At 45.4% G+C, this 12,575-nt stretch carries 8 protein-coding genes and 1 pseudogene; 7 read left to right on the forward strand and 2 right to left on the reverse strand.

The window, feature by feature from the left end; translation table 11 throughout:
* The first annotated feature begins 1,104 nt into the window (after positions 1 to 1,104).
* From AC0YOD_RS25815 to AC0YOD_RS25845, 7 genes and pseudogenes are all read left to right on the forward strand, one after another.
* Positions 1,105 to 2,376, forward strand: coding sequence for a polysaccharide deacetylase family protein (locus AC0YOD_RS25815; protein WP_475802221.1), 1,272 nt, complete (start codon positions 1,105 to 1,107; stop codon positions 2,374 to 2,376).
* A 92-nt stretch (positions 2,377 to 2,468) separates the two neighbouring features.
* Entirely contained in the window at positions 2,469 to 3,500 is a 1,032-nt protein-coding gene (locus AC0YOD_RS25820; RefSeq protein ID WP_475802222.1) for an AAA family ATPase, read from the forward strand.
* A complete protein-coding gene (locus tag AC0YOD_RS25825; protein WP_475802223.1) occupies positions 3,446 to 4,972 on the forward strand; it encodes a DUF58 domain-containing protein in 1,527 nt (508 codons plus the stop codon). Before AC0YOD_RS25820 ends, AC0YOD_RS25825 begins: the two co-directional genes overlap by 55 nt.
* The gene (locus AC0YOD_RS25830) at positions 4,953 to 7,664 is read left to right on the forward strand and encodes a transglutaminase-like domain-containing protein (RefSeq protein WP_475802224.1); all 2,712 of its coding nucleotides are present in this window, start codon (positions 4,953 to 4,955) and stop codon (positions 7,662 to 7,664) included. The genes AC0YOD_RS25825 and AC0YOD_RS25830 overlap by 20 nt, the downstream gene beginning before the upstream one ends.
* A 147-nt stretch (positions 7,665 to 7,811) precedes the next feature.
* The gene (gene guaA / locus AC0YOD_RS25835; RefSeq protein WP_475802225.1) at positions 7,812 to 9,350 is read left to right on the forward strand and encodes a glutamine-hydrolyzing GMP synthase; all 1,539 of its coding nucleotides are present in this window, start codon (positions 7,812 to 7,814) and stop codon (positions 9,348 to 9,350) included.
* A gap of 425 nt (positions 9,351 to 9,775) precedes the next feature.
* Entirely contained in the window at positions 9,776 to 11,035 is a 1,260-nt protein-coding gene (locus tag AC0YOD_RS25840; protein ID WP_475802226.1) for an ATP-binding protein, read from the forward strand.
* A 14-nt stretch (positions 11,036 to 11,049) separates the two neighbouring features.
* Positions 11,050 to 11,172: pseudogene (locus AC0YOD_RS25845) on the forward strand (GMP synthase (glutamine-hydrolyzing)); the annotation flags it as partial.
* Between the two features lie 58 nt (positions 11,173 to 11,230).
* Here AC0YOD_RS25845 and AC0YOD_RS25850 read toward each other — a convergent pair.
* Entirely contained in the window at positions 11,231 to 11,986 is a 756-nt protein-coding gene (locus AC0YOD_RS25850; RefSeq protein ID WP_475802227.1) for a lysostaphin resistance A-like protein, read from the reverse strand.
* Positions 11,987 to 12,511 (reverse strand): PadR family transcriptional regulator, encoded by a 525-nt coding sequence (locus AC0YOD_RS25855; RefSeq protein WP_475802228.1) that lies wholly within the window; start codon positions 12,509 to 12,511, stop codon positions 11,987 to 11,989.
* Positions 12,512 to 12,575: the final 64 nt, after the last annotated feature.

Here is a 12,575-nt window from a genome sequence, read left to right on the forward strand (position 1 = left end):
CAAACCAACAAACCAACAAACCAACAAACCAACAAACCAACAAACCAACAAACCAACAAACCAACAAACCAACAAACCAACAAACCAACAAACCAACAAACCAACAAACCACCTTACCCAACCAGTAACTAATTGTTTTCTCGCATAAATCTATAAAACTATGACAGCACAACGGTGGGGACACTAAGTCAACTACTGGTTAGTTTCAGATCTTGCAGCTAAATGAAATTTGAATTTTTTATTTGATGTAATAGTTTCGTATATTGAAATTAATGGCACAAATTAGAGAGATTGAAGTGGAAATAGGAAGATTAGTTTCAAAAACTGCCACTAATGAGCGAACTCATGCGGGAAAATTCTAATTAGTTTCTAAAAGTGATACTAAAAAAGCTAGGTTAGTGGATGGAAGACTCTCTATTGAACTGTGTTGGAACATTACATTTGTTTTGTCGCGTAATTGAACTGGTTAAGTGATAAACAACCGTCGCATAAATTGAAAAATAAAACGTTGACAACAAAATGGTGGGGACACTAAGTCAACTACTGGTTAGTTTCAGATCTTGCAGCTAAATGAAATTTGAATTTTTTATTTGATGTAATAGTTTCGTATATTGAAATTAATGGCACAAATTAGAGAGATTGAAGTGGAAATAGGAAGGTTAGTTTCAAAAACTGCCACTAATGAGCGAACTCATGCGGGAAAATTCTAATTAGTTTCTAAAAGTGATACTAAAAAAGCTAGGTTAGTGGAAGGAACACACTCTAATAAACGGATTCTGAAACATTATTGAACCGGTAAGGAAACATTATTGAACTAATATAAAACCAATATAAAACCAATATAAAACCACTACTAAACCAAGATTGAACCAGTACTGAACTAGTACTGAACTAGTACTGAACTAGTACTGAACTAGTACTGAACTCATACTGAACCAATATTAATTCAGTACGGAAACATTATTGATCCTATGAGATGAGATAAAAGGAAAATAAATAGAATTTGTTAGTGTAAGACATTTACTAGAGAGACCACTCATATAATTTATCAGTTACCAGAATGGACGCTGGAATATTGGAAGTTAGAGAAGGGTGGCAGAAGTAATGCGGCAAAAAATGTTGCGAGCAGCGGTTTGTGCAATCGTTATATGGTTTGGTTTATTCCAATTTGGAGCAGGAGGACCTGCGGCGTATAAGGGAGATATGTTGCGAGAATTAGATAAGGTAGAGGCAAAATCTGCTCCTACTATTTTTTCTGTTTCTGAAAAAGAACCTCTGCTTGCGAGTGCTATTACCTATGCAGAAGGGCGGATAGTGGGGCAAAACAATCAACTATCCTATGAACTGGATGATCAATTGGAGTCTAATAAGCCTATTAACGCATCCTCTAAAGTACAAAATAATAGAGATGAAACGAAGCTTTCGAAAGAGAAAGAAAAGATTGTTTATTTAACCTTTGACGATGGGCCTAGCAAAAACACAGAGCAAGTGCTGGAAATATTGGAGAAGGAAAACATTAAGGCGACGTTTTTTGTTCTGGGAGAGCAGGTGCTGAAGCAACCGAAATTGTCGAAACGGATTATCGAGGCTGGTCATTTCATGGGCAATCATACGTTTAATCATAAATATGCTAGCGTATACGGCAGTTTTGCTGAGTTCTCCAATCAAGTGATGAAAACCGATGAGGCGATCTATGAGACAGTTGGCATCAAAACAAACCTTTTTCGAGCGCCGGGCGGTACGTATCGAAATTTTGATCAAGGCTATTTCAACGCGATGGCTGCAGCAGGCTATCAGGTGCATGACTGGAACGTGGACAGCGGCGACTCCAAAAGAAAAAATGTTCCTGCTTCGGAAATTTTGACCATGATCAAAGGTTCGAGCCTCGTTAATAAGCTTGTTGTGCTGATGCATGACGGCACCGGTCATGAGGAATCGGTTAAAGCTTTGCCTGCAATTATTAAATATTATAAGGAAAAAGGCTATACCTTTGCTCCGCTGACTGAAAAAATAGAACCTATTCAGTTCCGTGTTGCTGACAGCTTAAAGTGGGAAAGGGCAAAGGTTACGGACAAACAAGCCAAGCAGCTTGCAGTGTTTTCTGAGAAGCTTAGCGAAAAGGCCATGCTGAAGGAGCAGCCTTCTCTCATTTTACATCGCGGCGAGGGGAAATTGGAGCTTAAACCGGGTGAGTATAGATTGAACAAAGGCGCCATAGAGGTGTCCAAGTTGCGGCTAGTGGAATGGATTGGAGAGCTTGCAGATTTGAAAATAACCGAAACCGTTATTCCGATACGCGCCACGCTACAAAAAATCGGTATTAGCATTACTAGCTTCGTATATAACGATCAGCAGCGCGAAATTTGGTTAACGTAGCTATAGAAAGAGTTTCTAGCAGGTCTAAAGTGAGAGAAAGCTGGGGAAACTGAAAAATAGATAGATTTATTTTTCAGGAGGCGAATTATACGATGATTACTCCCCAATTCTCAGATGAAGCGAAAGAAGATCGTTATAGTCATTGGCCGGAAGCACCGCAGGTGCTGCTGCATCGATTGCTAGTGAAGGTAGAGAGTGTATTGCTAGGCAAGCAGGATGTGATTAAAAATACACTGACCGCATTGTTGGCTGGCGGCCATGTGCTGCTGGAGGATGTGCCGGGTGTAGGCAAAACTTTGCTTGCGCAAGCATTCGCTAGAGCTGTCGGAGGCGATTTTAAAAGAATTCAGTTTACATCTGATATGATGCCGGCTGATATTGTCGGAGGTGTTGTGCTGGATGCTCGTACGAGTGAGCTCGTTTATCGTCCCGGTCCTATTATGGGAAACGTCGTGCTCGCAGATGAGATTAATCGGACCTCTCCGCGCACGCAATCTGCTCTTTTGGAGGCTATGGAAGAGAGACGCGTAACGGTAGAAGGGAAGACCCGCAGACTGCCGGTTCCTTTTATGCTGATTGCGACGCAGAACCCGCTCAGCTTTGAGGGGACGAATACGCTGCCGGAGGCTCAACTGGATCGCTTTATGATGAGGCTGACCATTGGCTATCCCGGATCGGTGGAAGAGAAACGGATGCTAGAGCAATATGCGGGAGGCAATCGTATTGAGCCCGAGCGGCTAAGACCTGTTATTGCGACGGAGGAATGGCTCCAGATGCAGGCAGAGGCAAGACAAACGCATATGCACCCTGCATTGCTGGAATATATGGTTCAGGTCGCTGATGCTACGCGCCGCGCACCCGAAGTGCTGCTGGGGCTGAGTCCGCGAGCTTTGCGTGATTGGCTGAGAGCCTCGCAAGCAAATGCCTACATAGAAGGCCGCTGCTATGCGATTCCTGATGATTTGCTGGCAACGTCCCAAGCGGTTCTGCCTCACCGACTATCGCTTCGTTACAGCGCTGCTGCGAGCGGCGCAGACGCGGCTGCCGTTATTAGACAAACGATTCGTGAATGTCCTTTGCCAGCAGCAGCTGGAAGCGGCTTTGGAAGCAGGAAGCGCCAATGAATTTATTTTCGCAGGATGAGGGGCTTCAGCAGGAAGGGCTGACTGATAATCCGTATATTAGCGGGCAGGCTGATTCAAAGTCTTTGCAAGAAAAAGAAACTTTGAAGTCGGATGAGAGTCAGCTTAACAGCATTTACCGAACAAGATGGGTCGCATGGTCCTTTATTGCTATAGGTTGGGGCTGCAGTTTGGCAGCCGTAATGCTGCGTGGAGGCGCAGTAGAATGGTTTCTAGCAGTGGTGTTAAGCATCATTATCGCAATTAGCGGGATGGCACCGGTAATAGCTGCTGGAGGTATTAGCGCAGTACGCGTTTTATCACGTCAAGACACTCGGGAAGGCGGCTGCATTGAGGTGCAGCTGACGTTGATGCGCTCTTATCTGATTCCGCTCGTATGGCTGGCTGTACGTGATGAAACGGTAAATGACAGTTCTGCATCAAACCACAGGATTGGCTTTCGAAAGGTACTGCTCCCTGTGCTTCGGAAGGAAGCGACTGTTCACTACACGTTGTATAAGCTGCGTCGCGGACGTCATCCGTTTGGCCCGGTGTCTATTACGGTAGGAGATTGGCTTGGTCTAACAGCTGTTCATCGTAAAATTGAAACCCAATCAGAGTTTGTTGTTTTGCCAGGCCTGCCATCCGCTGAGCACTGGGAGCCTATGAGACAAAAGGGTGCTGTTTCGTCTCATTCATTAGGAATGCCGATAGCAGGAGCTGCACTGGATTATCGCGGAGAAGCTGGACGCGAGGAAATAACAGCAGCTGTGAGAGCCGCCGGCTTGGGTCCGGATAACCGTCCTTATAGAGAAGGAGATTCGCTTCGTCACTTAGACTGGCGAAGCGCAGCCAAGGGCAGAGGTCTGCATACAAAGGTACATTCCTTAGAGCAGCCTCTAAAAACTTTCATTGCAGTCGATACCATGGCTGCGGCCTATGACGGTGATGATCGTTTATTTGACGCCTGTGTCGGCTGGGCTTCGCTTGCTGTTCAGCAAGCAGCAGCTTTTGGCAGCGCAGTTACGCTGCTGTGGGGGCAAACAGAAACAGCACAATCGCAAAATCAAGGGAACAGTGAGAATGAATTCGGGGTAAATGAGCAGGGAGAAAATGTCTCTGAGCTGCTTCATAGAATGGCTTTGCTGCGAGCTGAGGGTGCTGGCTCCCTTGCAGGAGGTTTAGCCAAAGGCAATTACGTGCTGACTCAAGGCGGAACCATACTCGTCTTTACGGCGGACTGGAGAGGCGGCAGAAGCTGGGGCGAGCTGGCTGGCTTTGCTGCGGAGCAGGGCTGTCGAATGGAGCTGTTTATCGTCACACGCAGCAGCGTGCCTTCTTTTGCTATGCGTGAGCAGCAGAAGTGGCTGGAAAGAGGCGATGTTAAGGTAACATGGCTGCATGTTCCCACGAGCATGAATGCTCTTCCTTACACTGAGGAAGGAGGGAGCATGAATGAACAAGCATCGCAGTGAAGGTACGAAGGTTGGCTCTAGAGAGAAGAACCCCTTGGGAGTTACTGCAAAGGCTCAGATGGAGTCGCAAGAGGAGTCCTTCCTATACCGGTTTATAACGAGCATATTGCTGTACGGACTGCTTGCAGAGTGGCTGCTGCCTTGGGTAGGGAATGGTGAGTGGTCTGGCATCTATCATCCGGGCCCGCTGCTGCTTGTGATTGCTTGCATCATGCTGGGAGGCTTATTCCGGCTGCCGGTGGCTGTTACGCTCATCATGAATATCGTTTTGTGCGTGCTAAGTCTCATGTGGCTTTACAATGGCACCGAGCAGAGCCATTTGCAGTGGCTCTTTCAATTTCCGATGATGCTTAAGGATCATATTTTGTTGATGATGGAAAATGGTCTTTGGGCGATGTCAGGGGAGCTTCGAACACTGTTGCTATTTGCAGGTTGGGCAATGCTGGCCCCGGCACTTCAGGCACTTCTATGGATGCGACAAACTGCTCTTAGCATTGCTTGCATTACCATTCTCTATTTAATTGGGCTGCATATATGGCTGGGATTTGATGTGCTCGGCGGAGTGATGAGAGCGGTTGTGGAAGGGCTGCTGCTAGGCGCTATTGTTAGCGTTCCGAGAGTACAGCGTATTTTTGAGAACGGTCTAGGCAAGCTGAAGGGATTGGACATGCGCTGGTTGTCGGGGTCTGCGTTTGTTATCTTGACGATTCTCGGCTGCGGACTTTTGTTCGCGAACGGGAGAGACAGTGCGATGCCGCCGCCGAATTGGACATCCGCCATAACGGATCGTTTAGAAGGAGCTGTCATCTCTCTCGCTAATGACAAGAGTTCTGTTAGCGTGATGGGACAGAAGGTTAGCTTGGGGCTAGGCAGAGCTTTTTCGGGCTATGGATTTGATGATAGTGAGCTCGGCGCTTCAATGAGCCAAAATAATTCGGTTGTTTTCGTAGGGAGCTCTACGGTTAAAGCTTATTGGCGCGGCGAATCAAAGTCTATATATGATGGGCGGGGCTGGAGCGGGGATGAGAGCACTGGCGTACTCATGCCGATTCGCAGTTCCAATGGCACTGCTGTTGCACATGCTGCGACGGCGGCAGGAAATGTGCAGCTAGGACCAGTTATTCGTCAATCGGTTGTTTGGTCAAATCCAACAGCAGCTATGCCATTATTCTCATCAGGGTTGTTTGGCAAAGCAACGGAGCTGATTGCTGCTGATCCGCGTCGGAAGCTGAACAGCTATGTGTACAATAAGGAGACAGACTCCTTATACGCACAATCTGAGGATGCAAAGCTGGAGCGTTACACCGTTGAAAGTCTGCTGGCGGTGACGGATGAGGCGCAGTTACGCGCTTTAAACGACGATTCAGTAATGAATAATCATATTTCGACAGATCAAGGCACGACGGATGAGGAAGCAATGGTTGCCGAAGAGAAGCTTCAAGCGGAGCTTGAGCCTTATTTGCAGCTTCCTTCGACGGTGCCGAGCCGAGTAATTGCATTAGCGGCTGAGGTGGCAGGCGGCGGGGTAACGAGCCAATATGACCGTGTAAAAGCAATTGAAAACTTTTTGAAAGGCAGCTACACCTATACGCTGGAGAACAGCGCGGTACCGCCGGAGGGCAGTGACTTTGTTGACCATTTCTTATTCGAGCAGCGTCAGGGCTATTGCGTTCATTTCTCAAGCGCAATGGTGGTGCTGCTTCGGTCGCAGGGCATTCCCGCTAGATGGGTGAAGGGATTTACCCCCGGCACGGAGGTTGGGGACCGTACAGTTAGCTTGAGTGGCGGCAATGATCTTGGTTCCAGTGCTAAGCTGATTAATTATGAGGTGCGCAGTTCAGATGCGCATGCTTGGGTTGAGGTTTACTTCAAGGGCGCAGGCTGGGTGCCCTTTGATCCAACGCCGGGATTCAGCGGCGTAGAGGAAGTAGCGTCCGCCGGATTAGCAGACGGCGGGAACGGTACATCCGCGATAGGAGGAGCGGATGTGGGTAGCGGAGCGGGCAAAGCCAGCGGAGCATTAGGCTCTGGCGAGGGCGGCTTCGCGAGCCTCGCGGCTTGGGCAGAGGCGGCAGCCGATGCCGTGAAGCGCGGAGGCAACGCCCTCGCGCAAGCGGCGCAGAGCGCCGCCAAGAGCGCAGCGGCGGCATCGCCCGCCGCTGTAGCCCTTGCAGGCGCAGCTGCGCTAGCGCTCGCTGCCGCTGCAGTTGCTGCGGCGCAGCACCAGCGGCTCCGCCTCGCACTAGCACTGCGCCGCTATGGCGCGGCCTATGCCGACGTCGCAGAGCTCGTCGGCACAGCCGAGCTGTCGCCGCGCCAAGCCAAAGCACGCGGCCGCGGCGATACCGCCTCACCGCGCGCCAGCTTTATCGCTGTCGTTGCAGCGCATGCACCGCTTTTGCATCGGCGCATAGGAAAACGCGCGCCGCTGCAAACAGCGCGCGAATACGCAAGCGCCGCAGAACCGGCGCTTACGGCAGAGCAGCAGGATGCGCTGCGTCAGCTGACGAGCTGGACCTTGGAAGCGGAATTCGCGGCACCCGGCATTTGGGCGGGAGCGCCGAAGCCGGCAGCACTGCGCAGTGTCATTCGCGTGCTGGACAAAAAAACGGTGATCAAGGCAACCGCATCAGCAGCCGAGAAGAATAAGAAGTCGCAAAAACGTGATATTTCGCTTAAAACACCTAAATAATCGAGCGGGCACTAGGCGAGTTAGGGCGCAGAAATGCGCCTTAATTTAGCCTTTTACTGATTTATCCAAGCGATTCCCTTTGATTCGCCTTGACTCTCTCAAAGGGGCTTATATATAATTACTACATCTATTGAGGGAGGCTCGGTAATGACTAAACAGAATGAAATCATCGTTGTTCTTGATTTTGGAGGACAGTATAACCAACTAATTGCACGCCGTATTCGTGATTTGGGCGTATACAGCGAGCTTTTGCCTTATAACACGCCGGCAGAACGGATCCGTGAATTACAGCCTAAGGGTATCGTATTCTCGGGAGGACCGGCTAGCGTTTATGAAGAAAATTCACCGCTTGTAGATCCTGCGATTTATGAGCTGAATATTCCAATTTTCGGTATTTGCTACGGTATGCAGCTTATGTCGCATATGCTTGAAGGTAAAGTAGAGCGCGCTGGCAAACGTGAGTACGGCAAAGCTGAGGTTGAATTTGTTGAAGGCAGCCAAATTTCGTTCGGACTTGATAAAGTTCAAACGGTTTGGATGAGCCATGGCGATCACGTAGTGACACTGCCAGCGGGCTTCCAAGTAGACGCAAGCACGGATCATGCGCCAATCGCAGCAATGAGCGACAGAGATCGGAAGTTCTATGGCGTTCAATTCCACCCAGAGGTTCGTCACTCGGAGTTCGGTAATGAAATGATTCGCAACTTCCTTTACAATGTTTGTGATTGCGACGGCAATTGGACGATGGAGTCGTTCATTGAGGATGCCATCCAAGATATTCGTAATGAAGTTGGCGACAAAAAGGTACTATGCGCGCTTTCCGGCGGTGTAGATTCTTCTGTTGTAGCGATTCTGCTTCACAAAGCAATCGGCGATCAGCTTACTTGTATGTTCATCGACCACGGCTTGCTCCGCAAAGGAGAAGCAGAGGGCGTTATGGAAACTTTCGTTGGCAAATTCGATATGCAGGTTATCAAAATCGATGCGCAAGAACGTTTCCTAAGCAAACTTAAAGGTGTAGACGATCCCGAGCAAAAACGTAAAATTATCGGTAATGAATTTATATACTCCTTCCAAGAAGAGTCGGACAAATTGGCTGACTATGAATTCTTGGCACAAGGCACGCTTTACACGGATATCGTAGAGAGCGGCACAGCTACAGCTCAAACCATCAAATCACATCATAATGTCGGCGGCTTGCCAGAGGATATTAAGTTCAAGCTTATTGAGCCTCTTAAAGCGCTGTTCAAGGATGAGGTTCGTAAAGTGGGCGAGGAATGCGGCCTTCCAGAAGCGATCGTATGGCGTCAGCCGTTCCCAGGTCCGGGTCTTGCTATCCGTGTGCTTGGCGAAGTAACAGAGGACAAGCTGCATATTGTACGTGAATCCGATGCTATTCTTCGTGATGAGATTGCAAAAGCTGGTCTTGATCGTGAAATTTGGCAGTATTTCACTGCGCTTCCGAACATGAAGAGCGTAGGCGTAATGGGCGATGCTCGTACGTACTCGTACACAGTCGGTATCCGTGCGGTAACTTCAATCGACGGTATGACAGCAGACTGGGCTCGTATCCCTTGGGATGTGCTTGAAAAAATCTCTGTTCGTATCGTTAACGAAGTAGACAACGTAAACCGTATTGTCTACGACGTAACTTCGAAACCACCAGCAACAATTGAGTGGGAATAGGCGGGAAATAATTAATGTCGTCAATCGCCCGGAAGCCTTGATACATAAAGGCTTACAGCGTTGATGATATTGAGATTCCATGTACACCTGCAACAATAGAGTATCAAAATTCACTCTCTTTTATTTGCGTTTTATTGCAAATAGAAGGGAGTTTTTTTATGACTAAAATCAATGAAATAGAAGCTACGCAGTGTGAAATAGAGCGTCTAAGCGAACATGCAAAAACCAGATGAGGATTTTTTCCTACATCTGGTTTTGTATTTAATGACATCATTACTTGGATATAGCAAAGTATTAATTTGAATGCAAAATTGAAAGTACATGGTATAATCTTTCTGCAAAGTTAGGGAATGACTCCTGCCGAACAAACTTTAACCCGTAATTATTAGGAGATAGGCTATGTTACTTATAAGAGGTGCGAGTTTATGGGATTTAACTATGAATTAAGCAAGTTTCTACTTAATATTTTCTTTATATTGTTCCCATTAATTTTTTATCAATTTACAATTCATGAAAAGATGAATGAGAAAAAAGCTTTAAAAAACGTAGTCATCTTTTTTTTATTTGCCACCCCAATGATTTTATGTATGTACTTTCCTCCTGTAGAAGTAAAAGGTTTAATATTTGATCTTAGACTTATTCCTTTGATATTGGGTTGTTTTTATGGAAACTCCAAAATTTCCATCATGTTATTTTTCTCCCTTATTAGTGTTCGTTTTATGATTGGCGGCACAGGCGCTTATTTAAATTTAATTTCCTCTACTATATCATTCATGGTAATTATATCTTTATCAAAAAAATATCATTCATATAGTTTAATTAATAAAATTCTCACATCCTTTATACTTTCTTTTGTTTGTAAAATGATTGGCATATCAAGTATTCTAATTATTGATTCTGATTATAATCTCCTATCTGCTTTTATGTTTTATATTGTTCAAAGTTTATTCATGGGCTTAGCTGTATACATAATTGAATCTATTAGAAGAAACGCTGAACTAAAAAAAGAATTAATGTTTTCAGAAAAAATGAACATCGCAAGTGTTATTTCAGCTTCCGTTGCACATGAAATTAGAAATCCGCTGACCACAGTTAGAGGATTTATTCAACTACTTACTCAAACAGAACTAAATCCTGACAAAAAACAGATGTACGGAGGAATTTGTTTAGAAGAAATTGATCGTGCGGAGGAAATCATTAATGATTACCTATCATTAGCAAAACCTTATCCTGAGGTAGTAGAAAAATTGGATATAGGTGAGGAAATTCAATACATTTGTAATGTGTTAACATCCCTTGGAAATCTTATAGGTGCAGAAGTAAAGATGAAATATGACAATAATTTGTTAGTTTTAGGTGATCGGAAAAAGCTAAGGCAAAGCATCATTAACATTGCAAAAAATGGTTTAGAAGCGATGGAAGATAAGAAAGGGGTACTTAAAATTGAAGCTTATAGGAGAAACAATGAGGTGATCCTCTCCATTAGCGATACTGGAATAGGAATGACAAATGACCAAATTAGTCGTCTAGGAATGCCATATTATTCTAACAAAGATAAAGGTACTGGTCTTGGGATGATGGTATCATACAGCTTCATAAAAGGTATGTTGGGAAATATCAATGTGAAAAGTGAAGTAGGAAAAGGAACTGTATTTGATATTTCCTTTCCTTTATCGAAAATATAACCAAGTGAGGGGGGGCTCGTATCCCTTGGGATGTGCTTGAAAAAATCTCTGTTCGTATCGTTAACGAAGTAGACAACGTAAACCGTATTGTCTATGACGTAACTTCGAAACCACCAGCAACAATTGAGTGGGAATAGTCATTCTAAAAACAAAAGGACTGGACGCGTTGATTCTTCAACGCTCCAGTCCTTTTTTCTATGCATGCACACTGCTGCTGCTAAGGTTATGATTTTTATTTCCTGAAGCAAGAAGCCATATCAATTGAGCGGTAAGGATAGCGAGTACGATGTAGTCATAGAGGTGAGTGCTAGGCTCGTTTCCAGTGAAATTAAGGAAGTTATGCAAGCCGTGGAAGAGGATCGTCAGAAGAATGGCGCGGTTTCTCGAAACGAGCAGCGCCAGTACAAATCCAACAATAAAGGCGTACACAATTTGCAAAATCGTATTTTGCAAGGATTGACCGCTAAGCGCCTGCAGTGCATGTGTTACACCGAACAAAACGCTGGAACCTATGATTGCATAGGAAGTACCCTTTGATTGGAGAACACGAAGGATGATTCCACGGAACAAGACCTCTTCCACAAAACCAACTAGAAAAATTTGAGAAAACAGCATGTAGGCAAAAAAGGAGAAGGACGCTTCTTGAAACCCGTGATTCGCGATAAACAGAACAACTAGAACCAACAATAATGGCAGATACTCTAACCATTGTCTCTTTGTTAGCTTCGACAAACCGTCAAAATAAAACGTCTGCCATCTTTTCTTGGCTGATAAATAGATCAGAAGGAAAAGCGCGATCGGAATAAAGCCGTAGAAGGGAGCGAGCGGATGTGTAAGTTCAGCAATGGATACATAGGCACTGCCTCCAGCAACAAAAATCATGAGCATAAGCTCGATCAAGATCACAACTAGATAAGGTCTCTTTACGTTAAAGCTGTTCGTCGTTTTCATTTAAAATGCCCCTTTATCGCTAATTTGTTTGAACCACTCATATTCCATTTTGAAAAAATCCAGGCCGTAATGCATAACGGAAACGCGGTAATAATAATCGTCTTTATTCTCAAGCCCGGCTAGTTCCTTAGAGACGATGGATTGTACGGCTTCGAGCTGTGCGATATTTCGTTCAAGAGCCTGCTGGTACATGGTGAGATTTTGTTTTCTTGTCGGTTCGTCTAAATAATCGTAAAAGAATATTTTGATAAGATATTCTTTTTTATTCGCTTGCAGAGGCTCGCGCAGCCAGATTAGAAATTGCTTCCGACCTTCATCTGTAATGGCGTACAGCTTTTTGTTTTTACTGTTATTGGTTTCTTCTTCTGTTACCCAGTTGCTGTCAACAAGCCGCTTAAGAGCGGGGTAAAGGCTGCCATAGCTCATTTTGTAAAAAATCCCGATGGACTGCTCTGTTATTTTTTTTATATCATAGCCGCTCATTTGACCCTGCATGAGCATTCCTAATGTAACGTGTTCAATCATGCTTGCATCCCCTTTATATATCATTTAGATATATCTATTTGATACATTTAATCTAATCTATCCG

The sequence above is a fragment of the Paenibacillus sp. J31P13 genome, assembly GCF_056269295.1.